Here is a 20,682-nt window from a genome sequence, read left to right on the forward strand (position 1 = left end):
AAGTATGCGACAACTTTTTTATCCCACATTCGTACTTATTGGAATTTTGCTTGGATGGTCATTTCCATTCTATGCATTGGCCTTTAGCAAGTGGGCCTTCGTTGTCTTATTTATTTTATTATCTATTAATATGATCTCTGTTGATCTTAAAATTAAATCAATTTTTAATTATAATAGCACGGACTTTTATTTTATCTTCTTCTCTTATTTCTTTATTCCGGCCTTGGTTTTCACCTCAGCTCACTTTCTGAATGTCGCACACACATTGAAGCTAGGATTCTTCATTACAGGACTTGCACCTCTGGCGATTATTACACCTCAATTCTTAAATGAGCAGGATAAAAAGCAACTCGCACTTAAGCACATCTTAAGCTCGACCTTCCTTTTTCCTCTTTATTTCTCAATCATGATCTATTGCTTTTTTAATCAAATGATCAAAGTGGATATTTTATCCATTATTCTTGATTCGTTACTGCTGACGATTTTTCCTATTTTGCTCGTTTTTTCTTTTAAAAAATTTTTCAAACAGTCATCAGAGCAGTTAATTAAAAAAGTGGGCCAGGGCCTGCCTTTAATAAACATGCTCCTAATCGGTATTTTAAGTTTTATTTTTGTTGGAAGTTCTTACTTGAAGAATGACTTGCATCACTTCATGACACAGGACTGGATTGCCATTATTTGTTTTGCTGTTTTTCAGGATTTTGGTGTCTTCTTTTTAGCTAAACTCTTTGGATTCCCGAAGACCTATGCAGTTACTGTTTCTATGAAAAATGTGCCTTTTGTTGGTATCTTTGCTTTGTTATTTTTTCCTCAGGCGCTTATTGCTATTATTTCCATTCTTGTCGTGCATATCTTTCTTATTTTCTTTCACTCGCTTAATCAAAAGTCTCAATCGCCGTCAACAAATTAAACTCCTTACCTACTTTAAGTGCCTTCACCATTTTAGGAGTTCCTGAAAAACTTCTTTCCTCAAAAACAATTTCTTCATTCTTTTTGTATGCTCGTAAAAACTTGCTATCAAAATCGATCAAGATTTGTCCTTCTGTTGGCTCCAAATCGCAAATCTCTTTCATTTTTATACCCGATTCAAAATCCCATTGTTCCATACAAAACTTAGCATCTGTTTTGTTTTTGGTAAGCATCACCAGGTCACCATTTTTCCTTAGTATTGCATCCATTATGGTTATTTCTCTTGTCGTATTCATCACAAACTCAAACCGATCCAAGCGAGGATTTATAAAAAAGAGAGACCCCATTCTTTTAGAGAAAATCATATAAAGATCATTTTTAGCTGCCATTTTTTCTGGCAATAACCCTTTTTTAATTTTCCTTGCACGGGTAAATCCAGGAAACGGGTAGCATAGTTTTTGGGTATTGGTGGATTCACTGACATTAAGACGTAAAACTCTTTGCTGATTAATTAATCCGACAACCTGTCCAAGTTGATCTAATCCACTCCACTTGCGATTTCCCCCAACCACTTTTATATAGTCAGTTGGAAACTTACAAAACATTGTGTCTTCAATTTTTTGATAAAAAATATAAAATTCATTCTTTTTTTGTCCTTCAACAAAAAACTTATTTTGTACATCTCTGCTCAAGTTGCTTTTCTGAAGAAGATCCTTTTCTTTGCATTCTTTTGTCTCTACAAGCTTAATTTCCTTCTCTGAAATCACGACTTTCTGACAATTGCTTTCGAGCGAAACCGCCATCGCACTAGAGATTAAAAAATGAAGAAAAAATGAAATCACTTAGCACCTTCAGATGCATATATTTTGGTCATTTGCTGAAAATTAACTTCAAACTGCTCCCTGTCTTTTCTATCCTTTAATAAAGATTCATTGAGTTCTTTAATCGCCCCGAAATCAAGCGGAGTGACATTTCTTGGCCGAATCCCATTTTTTTTAAGTGCATTTACAAAAGCAGGCTCACTCACAAACGTTTCAGACTTTGCCCCTAACACTAAAAAATATAGGCCCGCATTGAACTTAATAGAGGGGAGCTTTTGGTATTGATGATATAATTCGGGATCAACGACAACTGCATCCACACTCTGTCCATTTAAAATAAACCCTGACTTTATCAAGGCTTCAAGTTCCCGCGAATTCACGGCCATTTTACGGTATTGAATCTTCCCAAGATATTTGCTCAAAAAGTATTCATTAGTGGAATTAGGGATGACGCCAATTACTTTGTTTTCTAGTTTTTCTTTGTCTACCTTTCCTAATTTTGGCGACAAGAGAATGTAAGCATAGAAGTCATCAACAACTCTTTTCACTAGAATTTCACCATACCACATCGACTGAATGGTATTTTGTGGAGAAAGAATAGACATCGACAACTCTCCACCAATTGTTCGATTCATTGTTCTCTGGCTAAACCTATCATATTCAAATTTAATTTTTATTTTATCTTCTTGATGATCCGTTAGTTTCTTATAGACCGGGGGAACACCAACAGTAATTTCCACAGCTGATGCTGAAAAAGAGAGAATAAACGAGAGGATTATTTTAAGCATTTAACTTCAGCCCCCTCAAGGTCTTTTTTATTTTTAGCGAAATACTTTACATCAAACAATTGCGCCTGTTTTTCACATAAAACGACAAAGTATTTTGAAAAGTAAGTCACACTCTCACCATCGCATTTTCCATAGGCAAAATTGCGGGTAGCTTTTGTATCAAAGACAACACTGAGAGTTCCTTCTTTAGAAATCACTTTTTTCTTTAAGGCTTCTTTCTCAAAGCATTCGGTATTAACTGTAATCGCCCCTTGATAGGGTGAAGATCTTTGCTCAAATAAGAGTGAAAACTGAAGAATCTTTCGTTGAAAGCTATTTTTCATCTCTTTAGCATTTTTGTTTTTTAAATCTTCGTATGTAATCTTTATAATTTGACCATCACCAGACTCCAGCACATATGAGCCAGCTGGATCAAAAGGCCCTTCTTTAACTCTTTTAAAGCTTTTTAAATCTTTTGAATGCTCTAATTGAATTGACTGATAAGTGATTGAAGAAAAGGCAATAGCAGGAGATAAAACTAAAAAAGCAGTTAGTATGAAGTTTTTAATTTTAAGAGCTATAGTCATTTATCCAATGATATAGCAGGCTCAAAATAACTTCAACTAACTGCTTTCGTAAGATTTAATTAAGCAGCTTTAGCGCGTTTATCAAGTCCGTATTTTTCTACTTTCATAATTAAACTCGCTCTTGAAATATCTAATTCCTTAGCAAGTTTAGACTTATTGAAATTGCAGCGCTTCAATCCTTCACGGATCATCATGATTTCCAGTTGCTCAAGAGCGTCTCTCAGAGTTCCCTCTGTATTAACACCTTTGAAAGCTGGTTCTGCTGAGGCTCCCCAATCAATAATTCTTGGCGAAAGATTTTCCGGCCCAATCATTTTTTCGTCACCAGCAAGAACAACAAGTCTTTCAACTTCGTTCTCTAGCTCACGAACGTTACCTGGCCATGGGTAATCAAGCATCTTTTCCATACACTTTTTCGCAAAAGTCTTAAGTGCCTTACCAGCTTCATCACATCTCTTCTTCAGGAAGTAATCCATCAGAACAGGGATATCGTCATGGCGCTCACGAAGAGGTGGAAGAGCAACGTTGATTACGTTAATTCTGTAATATAAGTCTTCTCTGAACTCACCTTTTGCCATCATTTCTTTAAGGTTCTTGTTTGTCGCCGCTACAATTCTCACGTCAACTTTTTTCGGAGCCGTAGCCCCAACTGGTAGGTATGTTCCTTCTTGTAGTACGCGAAGAAGCTTTACCTGCATCGATAGAGTTGTATCCCCGATTTCATCCAGGAACAGTGTTCCACCGTTAGCTGTTTCAAATAGACCTTTTTTATCTTTTACTGCTCCAGTAAACGATCCTTTTACGTGTCCGAATAATTCCGAATCTAGAAGGTTGTCGTTAAACGCTGAACAGTTAACCGCTAAGAACATCTTATCTTTTCTTGGAGAATAGAAGTGAATCGCCTTAGCTACAAGTTCCTTACCTGTTCCGTTTTCCCCGTTGATTAGAACTGAAGATTCAGAGTTAGAGATCTTCTCAAGTAGAGAGTAGATCGCTTGCATCTTCTTCGATTTACCAATCATTGCGTGGTAACGGTATTTTTCACCTACTTCAGATGAAAGTGCCTGGATTTGATCTTCGCGCTTAGTGATCTCATCGTGGAAAGAAACCATCTCTTCCGCTACTAATGATGTAAGCTCTTTTACGTATTCAAGTTCACGCGGCCACATTTTCTTAATTTTTTCACAAGCAACAGCAGCGTCAGCTGGCGTTGATCCACATTCAATCATTTGAGCTTTTAGCATTTCAACATCAGCACTTGTTGCAGTATCAAGTACGAATGGATAAACGAAAACCGCCCCAGCAAATTCCCCGTCAACTTTAACCGGGAACGCCACACCTTTTACGTGTTTAAAAAATGATTCATAAACCACTACTTCATTAGTAGAGGCCATCTTTTCAACCATCTTCTCAATGTCTTCCGCCAGGAAGTCATGTCCATAAGCTGATTGCATTTGCACTTTCATGAAGTGAGATTTAAATGAATATGTTTTGCTTGCATGATCAGACCAAAGTTTTCCGTGAGCATCCGTATAGAACATCTCAACATCAAACCATTTACCTAGAATCCCTTCTAGTTTAGAGATAACGTGAAGTTTCCCCATATCTTGCCAATTAATCATACAACTCTCCTGCTTGAGTCTGTGCCCGTGGTAGTAAAGGCAGCTAAGTTGTAAAACTTTTCGGCAGTTTCAGGAAAATCTTAAAAGAATTGATAAAATTTTTAACAGGCAAGGATGCCCTAATCTCTTAAAAAGAGACAAAAAACTAATTCACTCAAGTTTAAATGATTAAAAAAGTTACGAAGTCCTAGTGAGTCTCTACCGCACGTTGCTCGAGATTTTCACCATTTAACCAGAAATTCAGGCGAGTTACATAAGACTCTGCCATCCAATCCTGAGGACCAATGAACTTATTGATGTGCTTTCCTGTGCTCGAAAACAAGAATGTCTCCGGCACCTTTAATGTACCTAATTGGTCCATTACTCTGTTTTCTACATCAATAGCGAATGTGACGTTTTTTGGAATGTTCGGGAAACGAGTAAGAAACTTCTTAATCTTCATCTCTTCATCATTAACCGCAACTAAAAGGAACTTCACCCCTAAAGGCTCTACCTTAGCTGCGTAAGAAAGAAACTCTGGCATCTCCTTTTCACAAGGCGCACACCACGTCCCCCAGATATGCACAAATGCTCCTTTAGAAGTGCTCGCGAAGTCTTTAGACTTAATCGTCGCACCCGTTGCAATGTCATTAACCTGGAAGTCTGGAAGCTCTTTTAAAACGGGAGCATCGATCGCACCATCATTCTTTCCATAGAATTTCTTTCTTTCATACTGAGCATAAAGGAAAGTTAAACCGAGAAGGGCCACGATAAGGAGAATTTTTTGAAAAAAATTTAGTTTCATAAGAAATTGGGCAAAAAAAAGCCTCCGTTTCCGGAGGCTTTAATATTTAATCTAAGGACTATTCTACTAAAGCGAAGTAGCTCATTTTAGCGCTATCGCCAACACGGCCTTCAGCGATTTTGATTACTCTAGTGTATCCACCATTTCTAGTCTTAAACTTCGGAGCAACGTTTGTGAAAAGTTCTTTTACAGCGTTGTCGTTGTTAAGTTTTGAGTAAGCTAATCTTCTGTTGTGTACAGTATCTTCCTTTGCAAGAGTGATTAGTTTTTCAACGTATCCTCTTAGGGCCATACAACGAGCGTGAGTAGTTTTAATTTTTCCGTGCTCAATTACTTCAATCGCCAGGTTTCTGATGATTGCTTGTCTGTGAGCTGGCTTTACGCCTAAAGTATATTTGTGATTCCCGTGTCTCATAATTCCACCTAATAATTAGTTTTTACCTACAGTTTTTCCGTCTTGCATATCTTTCATTAAGCTATCAACTTTCATTCCAAGACCAAGACCCATGCTCGTTAGAATTTCTTTGATTTCATTCAGAGACTTTCTACCGAAGTTCTTAGTTCTTAGCATTTCACCTTCAGTCTTCGAAACTAGTTCGTAGATATACTTAATGTTAGCATTCTGTAAACAGTTAGCTGAACGAACTGAAAGTTCAAGTTCAGAAACTGGCTTAAGAAGCGCATTGTTTGTAGGTGATGAAACTGCGATTGGCTTAGAATCGTGTTTTACAACTTGCTCTTCATCTTCGAAAGTTAAGAATACCGCTAATTGGTCTCTTAAAATCTTAGCTGCGTAAGCAATTGAGTCAGCTGGAACAATTCCAGAGTTCGTCCACACTTCAAGCGTAAGTTTATCGAAGTCAGTTCTCTTACCAACACGAGTGTTTGTAACAGAATAGTTAACACGGTAAACAGGCGAGAAAAGTGTATCAAGATAGATCCATCCAACTGGAAGATCGTACTCATCTTTGTTGTCTACAGCTGTAACGTAACCTTTTCCTCTAGCAACTTTAAGTTCGATCTTTAGAGATCCACCAGAAGAAATGTTAGCGATAACGTGATTTGGGTTAAGAATTTCAACGTTAGCGTTTGTTACGATATCAGAAGCTCTAACTGGACCTTCTCCTGATTTCTCAAGAACAAGAACAGTGTCTTCTTTTCCAGAAATTTTGAAACGCACTTCTTTTAAGTTAAGAATGATTTCAGAAACTTCTTCTTTTACGTTATTGATTGTACCGAATTCGTGTTCTACACCTTCGATTCTGATAGCAACAATACCTGCTCCCTGAAGAGAGTTTAGAAGAACTCTTCTTAGTGAGTTCCCAAGTGTTTGTCCGTATCCTCTTTCAAGTGGCTTTGCTACGAATTTTCCGTAATCGCTTCTTAGGCTTTCGCTTTCAGCTTCTAAAGCTACTGGTCTAATCATGCTATTCCAGTTTTTAGCTGTAAAATTATCCATCTTAAAGACTCCTTAAATAGTTTAATTAGACTCTTCTTCTCTTAGGTGCTCTACATCCGTTGTGAGGAATTGGAGAACGATCTGAAACAGATACGATTCTGATTCCCGCGCCTAAAAGTGCTCTGATTGCGTTTTCGCGACCAGCTCCTGGACCTTTTACTCTTACTTCAACTGAGTTTAATCCATGTTCAACAGCTCTTTTTGCAGCTTCAAGAGAAGCAGTTTGAGCAGCGAATGGAGTAGACTTTTTTGAACCTCTGAATCCTAGTTGGCCAGCAGATGCCCATGCAAGTGCGTTCCCCTGAGGATCAGTGAAAGTTACAATTGTATTATTGAAAGACGCCTGGATATGACAAATACCGTGCGAGACGTTCTTTTTTACTTTTTTCTTAACAACTTTTTTTACCATAAAATTACCTTAATTATTTAAGTGATTTAATTGATTTTTTACCAGCAATTGCAACCGCAGGACCTTTTCTCGTTCTAGCGTTTGTATGCGTTCTTTGTCCTCTTACAGGAAGTGATTTTCTATGACGAACACCTCTGTAACAAGCCATATCTTTTAGTCTTTTGATGTTAAGACCGATCTCACGACGAAGATCCCCTTCAACTACGTGACCTTCTTCAAGGTGCTTTCTGATTAGCTGAACTTCTTCTTCAGTGATGTCGTTTGAGCTTTTGTTTGGATCAATAGCTGATGCAGCTAAAACGTCCATTGCTACTTTTGGTCCAACCCCGTAAAGAGATTGAAGTGCAATTTTCATTGCTTTATTTCTTGGAATATCTACCCCTAAAATACGTGCCATATGTTTCCCCTACTTACCCTTGTCTCTGTTTATGTTTTGGAGAAGCTTTACAAACAACTCTTAAAACACCTTTTCTTTTAATAACTTTGCAATCTTTACAGATTACTTTTACTGAAGCTCTAACTTTCATAAATCCCCACTACAACTACTACTTACTTCTGTAAGTGATTCTACCTTTAGTTAAATCGTATTTACTAATTTCAACAAGAACCTTATCTCCAGGAAGAATTTTGATAAAGTGCATGCGCATCTTTCCGCTAATATGAGCAATAATAATGTGCCCATTCGGTAATTTCACACGAAATTTTGTGTTAGGAAGAAGTTCAGTGACTTCGCCTTCCACTTCAATAATATCTTTATCGCTCATATTCCCCTAAAGCAGGTTGTATATCCTAAAACAATCTCATTATGCAAGAGCTATGTTTAGGTCAATTTAATTTGTTAACCAATAACTTTTTCTAGTGCCGAGAAAACATCTTTTTCTTGTTTTGAAGCATCAAGCTCGACCAAGACTCCCTTCGATTTATAGAAGGCAAGCATAGGGTCTACGGTGTCCTTGAAAATCTGCAGGCGGTTAGAGACAACTTCTTCAGTGTCATCCTTGCGCTGAGTTAGACTTCCAGTGGCACCACACTTGTCACATGTATCAGCAACACGAGGAGGCTTAGTAGCCATGTTGTAGATCTCTCCACACTTGCTACAAGTTCTTCTGTTCACTACACGTGATACGAGAATGCTCAAATCAATCTTAAAATAAACTGCAAGGGTCTTTTTCCCTTGAAGCAGCTCAGCCTCAAGCATTTCTGCTTGGGCAATGTTACGTGGGAACCCATCAAAAATATAACTAACTTTGTCTACGTCGCAGTTAGCTTTTAGGAGGGCCATAACAGTTCTATCGTCTACCAGGTCGCCTCTTGAGATAATTCCTGCGACTTTCTGGCCTAATTCAGTACCTTTTGCAATTTCCGCCCTTAGAAGATCACCTGTTGAAATATGCTTGTAGCCTTTTTCAACTAATTTCGCTGCCTGAGTTCCCTTTCCAGAGCCAGGAGCCCCTAAGATGATCAAATGAGGTTTCATTATTAAAATCTTCTATTTGGACCGTTGTACTTCCCTCTACTCTTGAAGGCGGTCTCGTATTTATCAGAATACATAAATGTCTGAACGTTTAGCATTACTCTCATCGCTACAGACACCATGATCAGAAGCGAAGTTCCTTCGAAGCGTGAATGACTTCCAGTCACAACAGATGGAAGAATACACACGACGATCAGGAAAAGGGCACCAAAGAAAGTCACTCTGTTTAGAACGAAATCTAGGTATTCCTTCGTTTTGTCCCCTGGTCTAATCCCTGGAACGAAAGCATTGTTCTTTTGCAGCATTTCAGAAACTTTTTTAGTTTTGAACTGAATTGGAGCATAGAAAAATGACATATAGAAAATTAACAACGCGAATACTAGGTTGAACAGAAGTTGACCTGGCATTAGCGATTGGTGAATCGTGTCTACATATGGCTTCAGCGGGCTCGTTGCAGGAACAAAGTTCGCAAGAGTTGCTGGAGCAGCTAAAAGTGAAGAAGCTAGAATTGGAGGCATTACCCCACCAGTGTCTAGTCTTAATGGAAGATTCTGAGCTCCACCGTACACTTTGTTATTAACTACTTTTTTAGCATATTGAACCGGAATATTTCTAAACGCGCTTTCAATATAAGAAACAATGTAAAGAGATAGAGCGATAATCGCTACCCCGATAGCCAGGTTCCATCCAGAAAGCTCTCCATTTCTAAACAGAGTTACTTTTTGGAAGAATTCAGCCGGAAGCTCAACTGCAATCCCTGTGAAGATGATCAGAGAAACACCGTTTTCAAGGCCGAATTCAGTAATTCTTTCCCCTAGCCATAGAAGGAACATTGTTCCACCCGCTAGAGTGATCATAGTTGTAAGTCTAAATAGCATTCCTGGTTCATTGATAAGTGGAACACCTGTTGGGCTTCTGAAGCCTTCAAACACAGCGGCCATACCGTAACCTTGAATACAGCAAAGAATAACTGAGGCATAGCGAGTCCATTTCTGGATCTTCTTATTTCCTTCGCTGTCTTCTTGCATTTCTTGGATTTGTGGAACAACTTCCCCTAATAGAGAAAAGATGATTGACGTAGTGATATAAGGCATAATTCCAAGTGCAAGCACTGAGAATCTCTTAAAAGCACCACCTGAGAATGTGTTAACTAGATCGAAAATCCCGCCGCCGCCTTCAGAGAAGTACGATGCTAAAGCAGAAGCATTAACACCCGCTACAGGTACTTGAGCTGCTAGTCTGTAAACTAGCAGCAGAAGAAATGTATAAAATATGCGTTTCTTAAGTTCCTCTATTTTTCCCTGAGATGTCGACATTAGTTATCCTTAACTACTTAACAGTTCCAGAACTGTTTTGGATTGATTCAAGTGCTTTCTTTGAAAACTTAGTAATTTCCTCAAAGTTTAGCGCTTTCGTCAATGCAATATTGCCGATAACCTTAATTTTTAGAGATTTATTTGCTCCAGACAGAAGTCCTTTAGCAATTAGAGTCTCTCTGTTTACAGTTTCAGACTTAGCGTATTTCGCTTCGATGTTCTCAAGCGTTACAACTGCGAATGGATCCGCGAATCTAACGTTGTTGAATCCACGTTTTGGTAGTCTCATGTATAGAGGAAGGTTGTTACCTTCGAAACCAGTTCTAACGTGTCCAGACTTTCTAGCTTTTTGTCCTTTGTGACCTTTACCAGCTTGAGTACCTTGACCAGAACCTTGTCCACGACCAATTCTTTTTGTGTTTCTATTAGCACCTTTTGGGCTTTGTAGATTATTTAAAGTTAACATAACAATTCCTCTATAATTCGATCTTTTCTTATTCTACTACTTTAAGCATGTGGATAATTTTCTTGATCATCCCTCTTACGCTTGGAGTATTTTCAAGCTCAGAAACCTGACCAACTTTTCTTAGTCCAAGGCCACGAACGTTCGCTTGAACACCTTTAGTTGTTCCAGGCAGTCCTTTTACAAGTTTTACTTTAATTGTTGATGATGTTTTAGCCATAAAATTTCCTAATTAGTTTTTAGCTCTAAGACCTTTAACGTCTTTATCTCTAGCTTTTGCAATTGATTCAACTGATCTAAGACCTTTAAGGGCCTTGAAAGTTGCCTTAACTACGTTATGTGGGTTATTTCCACGTAGAGACTTAGTTAAAATGTTGTGTACCCCTGCAAGCTCTAGAATTGAACGACAAGCACCTGCCGCCTTTACCCCAGTACCGTTTGCAGCTGGCTTGAATAGGATCTTTCCTGCATCGAACTCACCTAAGATTTCGTGTGGAATAGTTCCGTTATCAAGAGGAACAGTAATCATGTTCTTATAAGCTTCTTGAGTTGCTTTTCTGATAGCTTCAGGAACTTCTTTCGCCTTTCCTAAACCGTATCCAACTTTACCTTTTTTATCACCAACGATCATTAGAGCTGAGAAAGAGAATCTTCTACCACCCTTAACAACCTTAGCAACGCGATTTACAGCAACAACTCTTTCTTCAAGTTCTGTTCCTGCTGGACCAGGGGCTTTTTTCTTAGGAGCACCAGCGCCATCGCCTCTTTTACCGCGTGGACCTTTCTTTCCACCTTCAGTTTCTAATTCTTCAATTACAGAAATTTCTTCAGACATATTATCTCCTAAACCTGGATTCCGCTTTCTCTAATAGACTGTACAAGTGCTGCAATTACGCCTGTATATCTGTAACCAGCTCTATCGAATACAGCTGTGCTCAGCTTCTTTGACTTCATTGTTTCAGCAACTTTAGCACCAACTTTCTTTGCGCCTTCGATGTTGCAGCTATCAGCTGCAGCAGCCTTACCAAAAGTACTTACTGTGAATAAGCTTACTGATTTTGAATCATCAATAACCTGAACAGTAATGTGCTTGTTTGACTTAGTTGCACAAATACGAGGTCTTTCAGAAGTACCGATAACTTTCGCTCTGATCGTTAAACGTCTCTTCTGTCTTTGTTGCTCTTTTTTTGTTCCTGCTTTACCGTACTGCTTTCTCATATATGATCCCAATTAAGTAATTAATTATTTACCTTTACCACCAGCTTTACCAGCTTTTCTAATAATAGTTTCAGTTGTGTATTTAACACCTTTCCCTTTATATGGCTCTGGCTCTCTGAAAGATCTAACTTTAGCAGCAACTTGTCCAACAAGTTCCTTATTTGATCCTTCGATATCGATTTGGTTTTTTGTAACCTTTGCAGTGATTCCAGCTGGAAGCGGGAAATCGATTGCATGTGAGTAACCTAAGCTTAGGTTAAGAACGTTACCAGTTACGGCCGCTTTATAACCTACCCCTGTGAACTCTAGAGACTTAACGAAACCTGCACTTACACCAGTAACCATATTGTTTACTAGAGTGCGAGCAGTTCCCCATTGAGCTCTTGCCGTAGTCGATTCGTCTTTAGGCTTAACTACGATAGTCTTCCCTTCAACTGTAGCGATTACGTTGCTGTTTAATTTATGAGTTAAAGTACCTTTTGCACCTTTTACAGTTACAAGGTCACCTTTGATAGTAACTTCAACTTTCTCAGGAATATTTACTGGATGTTTACCAATACGTGACATGACTTAAACTCCTACCAAACGTTGCAGAGAACTTCTCCGCCAACTTTATTTTTCTTAGCTTCTCTAGATGACATAACACCCTTTGAAGTAGAAATAATTGAAACACCTAGACCACTCATTACGCGAGTGAAAGAGTCGTAGCTGTTATATCTTCTTAGACCTGGTCTAGAAACTCTTTGTAGACCAACAATTGCACCTTCTTTAAGAGCAACTTTAATTTTGATATCATTTGGTGCCTTAGCAACGATCTTAAAAGACTTGATATATCCTTCGTCTTTTAGAACTTTACAGATAGCAGCTTTAATTTTGCTAGCTGGAAATTCTACTTTCTCGTGGCCAGCGCTGTTACCATTTCTGATTACTGTAAGCATGTTTGAAATTGGATCTGTTTGCATATATTCCTCTATATCCTCTAATTACCAGCTAGACTTAGTTACACCAGGAACCATCCCTTTTAGAGATAGGTTTCTGAAGCACACTCTGCATAGTTTAAACATTCTAATGAAAGCTCTTGGTCTTCCACAGTGTTCGCATCTATTTCTGTGTCTTACTTGGAACTTAGGTTTTTTATCGTTTGCAATAATTTTAGCTAATCTAGCCATTTATAACTCCATTATTTTCTAAAAGGCATACCAATCAATGTTAAAAGCTCTCTTCCTTCTTCGTTAGTCTTTGCAGATGTAACGATTGAAATCCCTAAGCCTCTGATCTTGTCAATTTTATCGTAGTTGATTTCTGGGAAGATAATCTGCTCTTTTAGTCCAAGAGTGTAGTTACCTTTTCCATCAAATCCTTTATTAGATACACCTCTAAAGTCTCTTACGCGTGGTAGAGAGATTGAGATTAATCTATCAAGGAATTCATACATTTTTTCACCACGAAGAGTAACTGAAGCACCTAATGGCATTCCTTCTCTTACTTTGAATGAAGCGATTGAAGTTTTAGCTCTTGCGATAACTGGTTTTTGACCTGTGATTGCTCCAAGGTCAGCAACGATTGTATCTACTACTTTAGAGTTAGATACTGCGTCTTTAGTAACACAGTTAACTACGATTTTTTCAATCTTTGGAATCATGTGTACGTTAGAATAGTTAAATTTCTTAACTAGCGATGGTACAACTTCTTTTTTATATACGTCTTTTAGTCTACTCATAAATTTTCCCTATTAAATTACAGCGCCACAAGCCTTAGAAACTCTAGATTTTTTGTTATCCTTACCAACAACAAACTTTACTTTAGTTGGTTTCTTTGTTTTTGGGCTGATCAAAGAAACGTTACTTGCATGAAGAGGAAGATTCTTCATAGCAAATCCGCCTTCAGGGTTTTGTTGACTTGGCTTCATCGATCTCTTTACTTCGTTCACGCCTTCAACAATAACCTTGTTAGTTTTTCTGTTAACAGAAAGAACTTTTCCAGTCTTACCAGCGCTCTTACCAGTTGTTACGATTACTTCGTCATTTACTTTTAATTTTTTCATAAACTTCTCTTATTACCTTATTAACTAATTAAAGAACTTCTGGAGCTAGTGAACAGATCTTTGTGAAGTTCTTAGCTCTTAGCTCTCTCGCTACTGGCCCAAAGATACGAGTTCCAACAGGCTCATTAGCGTTATTGATGATTACAACTGAGTTAGTGTCGAATTGGATGTATGATCCATCTTCTCTTCTAACAGGGTAAACAGTTCTTACGATTACTGCTTTTTTTACGTCACCCTTTTTGATCTTCCCGCCAGTAACAGCTTGTTGAACTGCAACTACGACAACATCACCTAGTCCGGCAGATACTCTTTTAGAACCGCCTAGAACTTTAAAACATGTAACAATTTTTGCCCCAGAGTTATCAGCAACATCTAGGTTTGTTTGCATTTGGATCATATACTTATCCCTTAGTTAACTTTAAATAATTCCCATTTCTTTAATTTAGAATATGGACGTGATTCAATAATAGTAACAGTGTCACCAACGTTCGCTTTGTTAGCTTCGTCATGAGCATGGTACTTCTTGCTTGAGCTTACGAATTTTGAGTAAACATTGTCTTTGAATCTTCTTGTAACTTTAACAACGATAGTTTTATCGTTTTTGCTGCTTACAACAGTTCCATCAAGTGTCTTTTTGAATTTTTTTACTTCTGTAGTCATTGTCAATCCTATTTGCTTAACTGCTTGCTAAATGTCAAAAGTCTTGCAACGTCCTTCTTAATCAGTTGCTTTCTGTGTGGCTTTTCAGCTCCAGACACAGATGCTTGAATTTTAAGAGTTAGAAGCTCTTTTTTAAGTTCAAAAAGTTTCTTTTGAACGTCTTTTGCGCTTAGTTTTTTTACGTCATCAAGTGTGATCATATTTTGTATCCAAAAATTAATTTAATCGGCTTGCGCCTTATTGCATCTTTTTCTTATTAAGACAAGGCTTCTTTCGCAGCCACTACTTCTTTTTTAACAACTTTTGTTTTAATTGGTAGTTTATACATAGCTAGTTTTAGCGCTGCTAAGCTAGTTTCTGCATCTAGGCCACCAACTTCAAAAAGGATTCTTCCTGGTCTGATAACTGCTACCCAAGTTTCTGGAGAACCTTTACCCCCACCCATACGTACTTCCGCAGGCTTTCTTGTTAAAGACTTGTCTGGGAATACCTTAATCCACATATTTCCACCGCGTTTCATTTTTCTTGAGATCGCGATACGAGCTGCTTCAATTTGTCTGTTTGTAATATATCCACATCCAGTAGCTTGAAGACCGTACTCACCGAAAACCAGTGTGTTACCACGGTTAGCAGCTCCGGCCATTCTACCTTTCTGTTGTTTTCTAAATCTAACTCTTTTAGGACTTAACATGAGAAACCTCTACCTTATTTAAAAATCTATAAATCCTATTTATAGATCTCGCCCTTATAAACCCAAACTTTTACACCAATGATTCCATAAGTTGTACTAGCTTCAGCTGTGTTGTAATCAATATCTGCTCTTAAAGTATGAAGAGGAACTTTTCTTTCAGCATACCCTTCAGTTCTTGCCATTTCAGCACCACCAAGACGGCCAGCAGTTCTTACTTTGATCCCTTTAACACCTGCTCTGAAAGCAGATTGCATCACTTTTTTCATTGCTCTTCTGAAAGCAACGCGTTTTTCAAGCTGTTGAGCGATGTTTTCAGCGATAAGTTTCGCGTCTGCATCTGGTCTCTTAACTTCAGCGATGTTGAAAATTAAAGTTCCAGTAGTCATCTTTTTAAGATCGTTTCTGATCTTTTCGATTCCTGTACCTTTCTTACCAATAGCAATTCCTGGCTTAGCAGTATTTACTGTTACTTTTACTTGGTCAGATGTTCTAGAGATATCGATGCTTGCTACAGCAGCAGCTTTCATAGTTTTTTCGATATAAGCTCTCATCTTGATATCTTCATGAAGAAGCTCAGCATATCTATCTTTTGCATACCAGCTTGAGTGCCAACCTTTGATATACCCTAGTCTAAAACCGTAAGGATGTACTTTTTGTCCCATTTATTTCCTACCTATGCTTCTTTTAAAACCACAGTTACGTGGCTTGATCTTTTTCTGATTTTGTAAGCGCGACCTTGTGCTCTTGGCATAATTCTCTTCTGCATAGCACCTTCGTCAGCGAAGATTGTCCCTACAACAAGATTATCAAGATCGTATTTATTTGCTTCGTTAGCAATCGCTAGACCACTGTTGATTAACTTAGTAAGAGCGATAGCGATTTCTTTCTTCTCACAAAATCTTAAGATTTTGATTGCGTCTGAAGCTTTCTTGTTTCTTACTAGGTCGCAAACCTGTCTAACTTTTCTTGGTGCGATTCCTACGTTACTTAACTTTACTTTAATGGCCATAAGCCCCTCTCTCTAATTAATTTTATTTCTTAACTACTTTTTTATCAGCGCCGTGACCGTGGAAAGTTCTAGTAATAGAAAATTCTCCAAGTTTATGGCCAATCATGTTGTCTGTTACGTAAACAGGAATGAATTTCTTCCCGTTGTGTACAGCAAATGTGATCCCGATAAATTCAGGCAATACTGTTGAACGACGTGACCATGTCTTAATAACTTTACTTGCTTTGTTAGCATCGTTAGCGATAGCGATAACTTTTTTAAGCAAATGTGTATCAACGAAAGGTCCCTTCTTTAATGAACGAGCCATATATTCTCCCTAATTACTTTCTTCTCTTAACGATAAATTTATCAGTTCTCTTGTTCTTACGAGTCTTGTATCCACGAGTAGGTAATCCCCATGGAGTCACTGGGTGACGTCCACCAGATGTTCTACCTTCTCCCCCTCCCAATGGGTGGTCGACAGGGTTCATAGAAACACCACGTACAGTTGGTCTGATACCAAGTTTTCTTGTGATACCAGCTTTACCGCGATTTACTTTTTCATGGTCAAGGTTACCAACTTGTCCGATTGTAGCGCGACAGTTAGCTTTTACTTTTCTTAACTCGCCAGATGGCATTCTTAGAAGAACTGAATCTTCTTCTTTCGCCATAACTTGAACGTAAGAACCAGCTGAACGTGCGATTTGTCCGCCTGCTCCTGGGCTTAGCTCAACGTTGTGAACTAGAGTACCGATTGGCATTTCGCTTAGAAGCTTAGCATTTCCAACTTTAATGTCGGCGCCAGAAGAAGACACAACAGTGTCACCAACGTTTAATCCAAGTGGTGCAAGGATAAAAGTTGTAGCTCCGTCAGCATAAACGATTAAAGCGATGTTACATGTACGGTTTGGATCGTACGCGATAGCTTTAACAGTTGCAGGAACATCGATTTTATTTCTTTTGAAATCGATGATTCTGTATTTTTGTTTTACACCGCCACCATGGTGACGAGTTGTAATACGGCCGGCATTGTTTCTACCTGCTTTTGATTTTTTTGGAGCAAGAAGGTTATTTGGAACAACAACGTCTTTTGTAAGATCCTTGCTGTTCATTACTTGCTTTTTTCTAAGTGTCGGTGTGACCGGCTTAAATTTTGTAATTCCCATAAATATTCCTTAACAATCCTTTAAAATTAGATTCCTTTAAAAAACTCAATCTTCTGACCTTCTGCTAATTGCACAAGGGCTTTCTTGTAAGAAGATGTCTTCTTATAAGCTTTTGCAGTTCTTTTTGTTTTGCCTGGGATAACAGCAGTTCTGATTGCCACTACCTTTACATCATAAAAAGCTTCTACAGCATTCTTGATTTGGTTTTTATTTGCTTTAAGGTTTACAACGAATCCGTAGCGATTGTTCGCTTCAGAATCAGCTGAAATCTTTTCTGTGATAAGAGGTTTTACGATTACGTCATTAATTGCAGCCATGATTACACCAACTTGTTAGCTAGCTTTTCGAAAGCTTGCTTTTCAATAATTAAATTTTCATATTTAACTGCTTCGTAAACACTTAGGTTATCTACACCAAGGCCTTTAGCAGTTTTAAGGTTATTTGTAGCTCTGATTGCAAGGCTGTTTGAGTCTGTAGTTACCACTAAAGCATTTAGTAGGTTCTTAGACCCTAGAAGCTTAGCCATCTCTTTCGTCTTACCTGTTGAAGTAAGAGCGTCTACGATGATTAGTTTTCCGGCCAATTGCTTATCTACGATTACTGATCTTAGAGCACCAATCATAACTTTTTTGTTTACTTTTTGCTCATATGATCTTGGTACTGGTCCAAAAACTGTCCCCCCACCAGGCATTAGAGGTGAACGAGTAGACCCTTGACGAGCGTTACCTGTACCTTTTTGCTTGAATGGCTTCTTACCACCACCAGATACTTCAGACTTTACCTTTGTCTTAGCTGTACCTTGTCTTCTACCAGCTAGGATAGCTTTAACAACTTGGTGAACAACTGGAACATTGATAGCATCTGGAGTGAACTCAAGGTTTACCTTGATTTTTTCTTTGCTTTCAAATTTATTGTTTAATACGTTTAATTCTGTCATTTTAGACCTCTACCTAATTACGCTTTTTTAAGAGCTTTAGAGATTTTAATAAATCCTTCTTTACCACCTGGAACTGAACCCTTTAGTAGTAAGTAACCTTTTGCTGGATTTACTTCGACAACTACAATGTTTTGTACTGTCTTTGTATCTGTCCCCATGTGTCCTGGCATTTTTTTACCGCGGAATACACGTCCTGGAGTTGCTCTGTTACCGATAGATCCCACTCTTCTGTGGAAGTGAGAACCGTGAGATGCAGGTCCACCACGGAAGTTATAACGTTTCATAACTCCGGCAAAACCTTTACCTTTAGATTCACCTGTAACGTCTACGTATGAACCAGCTGCGAAAGCAGTTGTTTCGATTTCTTTACCAAGGTTAGCTGCATCTACTGCATCTGCCTTAATTTCAGAAAAACGTGTAACGTTTTGAGAAACACCAGCTTTCGCTAGGATTCCTTTATTAGGCTTGTTAAGAAGTGCTTCACGTTTTTCACCGTAACCGATTTGGTAAGCAGTGTAACCGTCTTTATCAGCAGTTTTAACTTGTGTGATTAGGTTAGGGATAAGTTTGATAACTGTAACTGGAATGTGGTTCCCGTTTTCATCGAAAACTCTAGTCATTCCTGCTTTAACGCCATAAAAAGCGTCTAAAGCGATCTTTGCGTCAGACATTTTTTCCTCCACAGCATCACCCTAGTCTAAGGGATGCGTTCATGGTTTTTATTAATTGTTAGTTCAAAAAAGTTTTATTGTTTTACTAGTACTTGATCTCTACGTCAACCCCAGAAGACAGGTCCAACTTCATTAGTTGGTCGATTGTCTGTTGAGTTGGTTCGATGATGTCCACTAGACGCTTATGAGTTCTCATTTCGAACTGCTCGCGCGACTTTTTGTCGATGTGAGGTGAACGAAGAACAGTAAACTTGTTGATTTCAGTTGGTAGAGGGATTGGTCCCGCTACTCTTGCACCAGTTTCTTTAGCAGTTTGAACGATTTCGTTAACCGAAGTGTCTAACAGCTTGTGATCATAGGCGCGTAGCTTAATTCTTAGTCTAGTTGCTTTCATAATATCCGTGGGTCCTTTTTTTGTTTTTGACTTTTTATTTTTTATACGGCCCTTTGTCAAGGGGCCGCAAATGTTTTTCTTAAAAATTAATCGTTAATTTCAGCAACAGTTCCGGCACCAATCGTACGTCCACCTTCACGGATCGCGAAACGAAGTGACTTTTCCATAGCGATCTTAGAAATAAGCTCTACTTTGAAAGTTGTGTTGTCACCTGGCATTACCATTTCTACTCCTGGGTTCAGTTCAATTGACCCAGTTACGTCTGTTGTTCTGAAGTAGAACTGTGGACGGTATCCTTTGAAGATTGGAGTGTGACGTCCACCTTCTTCTTTTGTAAGGATATATACTTCACCTACGAACTTAGCGTGTGGAGTTACCGATCCTGGCTTAACAAGACACTGTCCGCGCTCGATATCTTCACGTTTTGTACCACGAAGAAGTAGACCAGCGTTGTCCCCTGCTTGACCTTGGTCTAGAAGCTTACGGAACATTTCGATACCTGTTACAGTTGTCTTTTGAAGATCGCGGATACCAACGATTTCGATCTCGTCGTTAACTTTAATGATCCCTCTTTCAATACGTCCAGTTACTACCGTTCCACGTCCAGAGATTGAGAAAACGTCCTCTACTGGCATTAGGAATGGCTTATCAACATCACGTTGAGGAGCTGGAATGTATGAATCTACTGCATTCATAAGTTCGATGATTTTGTTTTCACCGATTTCTGGGTTACGTCCTTCTACTGCTGCTAGAGCTGATCCAGCTACGAAAGGAATCGCGTCCCCTGGGAAGTTATAAGAAGAAAGTAGCTCTCTCATTTCCATTTCTACAAGTTGTAGAAGTTCTGGATCGTCTACCATGTCTACTTTGTTAAGGAATACTACTAGAGCTGGTACACCTACCTGACGAGCAAGAAGGATGTGCTCTCTAGTTTGTGGCATTGGTCCGTCTGCTGCTGAACAAACAAGGATACCACCGTCCATCTGAGCTGCACCTGTAATCATGTTCTTTACATAGTCAGCGTGACCTGGACAGTCTACGTGAGCGTAGTGACGAGTTGCTGTTTCGTATTCTACGTGAGCAGTGTTAATTGTAATACCACGTGCTTTTTCTTCTGGTGCTGAATCGATATCTGCGTATGACTTAGCTGCTCCACCGTGGTGTTTTGCCATTGTCATTGTAATTGCTGCTGTTAGTGTCGTCTTACCATGGTCTACGTGACCAATAGTTCCGATGTTAACGTGAGGTTTGTTACGGTCAAATTTTTCCTTAGCCATTTTAAATGCTCCTGTATGTTCTAAA

At 38.6% G+C, this 20,682-nt stretch carries 36 protein-coding genes; 1 reads left to right on the forward strand and 35 read right to left on the reverse strand.

Annotated elements, in window-relative coordinates:
• Positions 1 to 4: 4 nt before the first annotated feature.
• Positions 5 to 910: a hypothetical protein gene (locus AC6JA8_RS18260; RefSeq protein ID WP_497975089.1), complete on the forward strand. Its 906-nt coding sequence runs from the start codon at positions 5 to 7 to the stop codon at positions 908 to 910.
• Here AC6JA8_RS18260 and AC6JA8_RS18265 read toward each other — a convergent pair.
• From AC6JA8_RS18265 to tuf, 35 genes are all read right to left on the reverse strand, one after another.
• Positions 876 to 1,751 (reverse strand): hypothetical protein, encoded by an 876-nt coding sequence (locus tag AC6JA8_RS18265; protein ID WP_497975090.1) that lies wholly within the window; start codon positions 1,749 to 1,751, stop codon positions 876 to 878. The genes AC6JA8_RS18260 and AC6JA8_RS18265 overlap by 35 nt on opposite strands.
• On the reverse strand, positions 1,748 to 2,518 hold the full coding sequence (locus tag AC6JA8_RS18270) for a hypothetical protein (protein ID WP_497975091.1): 771 nt from the start codon (positions 2,516 to 2,518) through the stop codon (positions 1,748 to 1,750). Before AC6JA8_RS18270 ends, AC6JA8_RS18265 begins: the two co-directional genes overlap by 4 nt.
• Complete coding sequence (locus AC6JA8_RS18275) at positions 2,506 to 3,084, reverse strand: hypothetical protein (protein WP_497975092.1); 579 nt, start codon at positions 3,082 to 3,084, stop codon at positions 2,506 to 2,508. The genes AC6JA8_RS18270 and AC6JA8_RS18275 overlap by 13 nt, the downstream gene beginning before the upstream one ends.
• Before the next feature lie 59 nt (positions 3,085 to 3,143).
• Positions 3,144 to 4,706 (reverse strand): sigma-54 interaction domain-containing protein, encoded by a 1,563-nt coding sequence (locus AC6JA8_RS18280; protein WP_497975093.1) that lies wholly within the window; start codon positions 4,704 to 4,706, stop codon positions 3,144 to 3,146.
• A gap of 187 nt (positions 4,707 to 4,893) precedes the next feature.
• Entirely contained in the window at positions 4,894 to 5,490 is a 597-nt protein-coding gene (locus AC6JA8_RS18285) for a TlpA family protein disulfide reductase (protein ID WP_497975094.1), read from the reverse strand.
• Positions 5,491 to 5,548: 58 nt separating this feature from the next.
• Positions 5,549 to 5,905 carry a 50S ribosomal protein L17 gene (gene rplQ / locus AC6JA8_RS18290; RefSeq protein WP_102245252.1) on the reverse strand — a complete coding sequence of 119 codons (357 nt, stop codon included), beginning with the start codon at positions 5,903 to 5,905 and terminating at the stop codon, positions 5,549 to 5,551.
• A 15-nt stretch (positions 5,906 to 5,920) separates the two neighbouring features.
• Positions 5,921 to 6,949 (reverse strand): DNA-directed RNA polymerase subunit alpha, encoded by a 1,029-nt coding sequence (locus AC6JA8_RS18295; RefSeq protein ID WP_102245253.1) that lies wholly within the window; start codon positions 6,947 to 6,949, stop codon positions 5,921 to 5,923.
• A 25-nt stretch (positions 6,950 to 6,974) separates the two neighbouring features.
• Complete coding sequence (rpsK, locus tag AC6JA8_RS18300) at positions 6,975 to 7,358, reverse strand: 30S ribosomal protein S11 (RefSeq protein ID WP_102245254.1); 384 nt, start codon at positions 7,356 to 7,358, stop codon at positions 6,975 to 6,977.
• A gap of 13 nt (positions 7,359 to 7,371) precedes the next feature.
• Positions 7,372 to 7,755, reverse strand: a complete 384-nt coding sequence (gene rpsM, locus AC6JA8_RS18305; protein ID WP_102245255.1) for a 30S ribosomal protein S13 — start codon at positions 7,753 to 7,755, stop codon at positions 7,372 to 7,374.
• 13 nt (positions 7,756 to 7,768) lie between these two features.
• Positions 7,769 to 7,885: a 50S ribosomal protein L36 gene (gene rpmJ, locus AC6JA8_RS18310; RefSeq protein WP_102245256.1), complete on the reverse strand. Its 117-nt coding sequence runs from the start codon at positions 7,883 to 7,885 to the stop codon at positions 7,769 to 7,771.
• Between the two features lie 18 nt (positions 7,886 to 7,903).
• Positions 7,904 to 8,122, reverse strand: coding sequence for a translation initiation factor IF-1 (infA, locus tag AC6JA8_RS18315; protein ID WP_102245257.1), 219 nt, complete (start codon positions 8,120 to 8,122; stop codon positions 7,904 to 7,906).
• A gap of 74 nt (positions 8,123 to 8,196) precedes the next feature.
• Positions 8,197 to 8,835, reverse strand: a complete 639-nt coding sequence (locus tag AC6JA8_RS18320) for an adenylate kinase family protein (RefSeq protein ID WP_497975095.1) — start codon at positions 8,833 to 8,835, stop codon at positions 8,197 to 8,199.
• Positions 8,836 to 8,837: 2 nt separating this feature from the next.
• A complete protein-coding gene (secY, locus tag AC6JA8_RS18325) occupies positions 8,838 to 10,148 on the reverse strand; it encodes a preprotein translocase subunit SecY (RefSeq protein WP_497975096.1) in 1,311 nt (436 codons plus the stop codon).
• A 13-nt stretch (positions 10,149 to 10,161) separates the two neighbouring features.
• Positions 10,162 to 10,614 (reverse strand): 50S ribosomal protein L15, encoded by a 453-nt coding sequence (rplO, locus tag AC6JA8_RS18330; protein WP_102245260.1) that lies wholly within the window; start codon positions 10,612 to 10,614, stop codon positions 10,162 to 10,164.
• A 28-nt stretch (positions 10,615 to 10,642) separates the two neighbouring features.
• Positions 10,643 to 10,831 carry a 50S ribosomal protein L30 gene (rpmD, locus tag AC6JA8_RS18335; protein ID WP_102245261.1) on the reverse strand — a complete coding sequence of 63 codons (189 nt, stop codon included), beginning with the start codon at positions 10,829 to 10,831 and terminating at the stop codon, positions 10,643 to 10,645.
• A 12-nt stretch (positions 10,832 to 10,843) separates the two neighbouring features.
• A complete protein-coding gene (gene rpsE, locus AC6JA8_RS18340; RefSeq protein WP_102245262.1) occupies positions 10,844 to 11,446 on the reverse strand; it encodes a 30S ribosomal protein S5 in 603 nt (200 codons plus the stop codon).
• Positions 11,447 to 11,454: 8 nt separating this feature from the next.
• Positions 11,455 to 11,829 (reverse strand): 50S ribosomal protein L18, encoded by a 375-nt coding sequence (gene rplR / locus AC6JA8_RS18345; protein ID WP_102245263.1) that lies wholly within the window; start codon positions 11,827 to 11,829, stop codon positions 11,455 to 11,457.
• A gap of 24 nt (positions 11,830 to 11,853) precedes the next feature.
• Positions 11,854 to 12,396, reverse strand: coding sequence for a 50S ribosomal protein L6 (gene rplF / locus AC6JA8_RS18350; protein ID WP_497975097.1), 543 nt, complete (start codon positions 12,394 to 12,396; stop codon positions 11,854 to 11,856).
• An 11-nt stretch (positions 12,397 to 12,407) separates the two neighbouring features.
• Positions 12,408 to 12,791: a 30S ribosomal protein S8 gene (rpsH, locus tag AC6JA8_RS18355; RefSeq protein ID WP_102245265.1), complete on the reverse strand. Its 384-nt coding sequence runs from the start codon at positions 12,789 to 12,791 to the stop codon at positions 12,408 to 12,410.
• 21 nt (positions 12,792 to 12,812) lie between these two features.
• Positions 12,813 to 12,998, reverse strand: coding sequence for a type Z 30S ribosomal protein S14 (locus AC6JA8_RS18360; protein WP_102245266.1), 186 nt, complete (start codon positions 12,996 to 12,998; stop codon positions 12,813 to 12,815).
• 11 nt (positions 12,999 to 13,009) lie between these two features.
• Complete coding sequence (rplE, locus tag AC6JA8_RS18365; RefSeq protein ID WP_102245267.1) at positions 13,010 to 13,549, reverse strand: 50S ribosomal protein L5; 540 nt, start codon at positions 13,547 to 13,549, stop codon at positions 13,010 to 13,012.
• A gap of 12 nt (positions 13,550 to 13,561) precedes the next feature.
• Positions 13,562 to 13,873 carry a 50S ribosomal protein L24 gene (rplX, locus tag AC6JA8_RS18370; RefSeq protein ID WP_102245268.1) on the reverse strand — a complete coding sequence of 104 codons (312 nt, stop codon included), beginning with the start codon at positions 13,871 to 13,873 and terminating at the stop codon, positions 13,562 to 13,564.
• 28 nt (positions 13,874 to 13,901) lie between these two features.
• Positions 13,902 to 14,270 (reverse strand): 50S ribosomal protein L14, encoded by a 369-nt coding sequence (gene rplN / locus AC6JA8_RS18375; protein WP_102245269.1) that lies wholly within the window; start codon positions 14,268 to 14,270, stop codon positions 13,902 to 13,904.
• 11 nt (positions 14,271 to 14,281) lie between these two features.
• Positions 14,282 to 14,533, reverse strand: coding sequence for a 30S ribosomal protein S17 (gene rpsQ, locus AC6JA8_RS18380; protein WP_102245270.1), 252 nt, complete (start codon positions 14,531 to 14,533; stop codon positions 14,282 to 14,284).
• Between the two features lie 8 nt (positions 14,534 to 14,541).
• Entirely contained in the window at positions 14,542 to 14,733 is a 192-nt protein-coding gene (rpmC, locus tag AC6JA8_RS18385) for a 50S ribosomal protein L29 (protein WP_102245271.1), read from the reverse strand.
• 56 nt (positions 14,734 to 14,789) lie between these two features.
• Positions 14,790 to 15,224, reverse strand: coding sequence for a 50S ribosomal protein L16 (gene rplP, locus AC6JA8_RS18390; RefSeq protein WP_102245272.1), 435 nt, complete (start codon positions 15,222 to 15,224; stop codon positions 14,790 to 14,792).
• Between the two features lie 35 nt (positions 15,225 to 15,259).
• Positions 15,260 to 15,886, reverse strand: a complete 627-nt coding sequence (rpsC, locus tag AC6JA8_RS18395; protein WP_102245273.1) for a 30S ribosomal protein S3 — start codon at positions 15,884 to 15,886, stop codon at positions 15,260 to 15,262.
• 11 nt (positions 15,887 to 15,897) lie between these two features.
• Positions 15,898 to 16,233 carry a 50S ribosomal protein L22 gene (rplV, locus tag AC6JA8_RS18400; protein ID WP_102245274.1) on the reverse strand — a complete coding sequence of 112 codons (336 nt, stop codon included), beginning with the start codon at positions 16,231 to 16,233 and terminating at the stop codon, positions 15,898 to 15,900.
• A gap of 22 nt (positions 16,234 to 16,255) precedes the next feature.
• Positions 16,256 to 16,540 (reverse strand): 30S ribosomal protein S19, encoded by a 285-nt coding sequence (gene rpsS / locus AC6JA8_RS18405; RefSeq protein WP_102245275.1) that lies wholly within the window; start codon positions 16,538 to 16,540, stop codon positions 16,256 to 16,258.
• A gap of 13 nt (positions 16,541 to 16,553) precedes the next feature.
• Positions 16,554 to 17,378, reverse strand: coding sequence for a 50S ribosomal protein L2 (rplB, locus tag AC6JA8_RS18410; RefSeq protein WP_102245276.1), 825 nt, complete (start codon positions 17,376 to 17,378; stop codon positions 16,554 to 16,556).
• Between the two features lie 26 nt (positions 17,379 to 17,404).
• Entirely contained in the window at positions 17,405 to 17,695 is a 291-nt protein-coding gene (gene rplW, locus AC6JA8_RS18415) for a 50S ribosomal protein L23 (RefSeq protein ID WP_102245277.1), read from the reverse strand.
• A gap of 2 nt (positions 17,696 to 17,697) precedes the next feature.
• Entirely contained in the window at positions 17,698 to 18,315 is a 618-nt protein-coding gene (gene rplD, locus AC6JA8_RS18420; protein ID WP_102245278.1) for a 50S ribosomal protein L4, read from the reverse strand.
• Between the two features lie 17 nt (positions 18,316 to 18,332).
• A complete protein-coding gene (gene rplC, locus AC6JA8_RS18425; RefSeq protein ID WP_102245279.1) occupies positions 18,333 to 18,986 on the reverse strand; it encodes a 50S ribosomal protein L3 in 654 nt (217 codons plus the stop codon).
• Between the two features lie 85 nt (positions 18,987 to 19,071).
• The gene (rpsJ, locus tag AC6JA8_RS18430; protein ID WP_102245280.1) at positions 19,072 to 19,380 is read right to left on the reverse strand and encodes a 30S ribosomal protein S10; all 309 of its coding nucleotides are present in this window, start codon (positions 19,378 to 19,380) and stop codon (positions 19,072 to 19,074) included.
• 86 nt (positions 19,381 to 19,466) lie between these two features.
• The gene (gene tuf, locus AC6JA8_RS18435) at positions 19,467 to 20,657 is read right to left on the reverse strand and encodes an elongation factor Tu (RefSeq protein ID WP_102245281.1); all 1,191 of its coding nucleotides are present in this window, start codon (positions 20,655 to 20,657) and stop codon (positions 19,467 to 19,469) included.
• Positions 20,658 to 20,682 lie beyond the last annotated feature (25 nt).

This window comes from Bacteriovorax sp. HI3 (assembly GCF_059738875.1).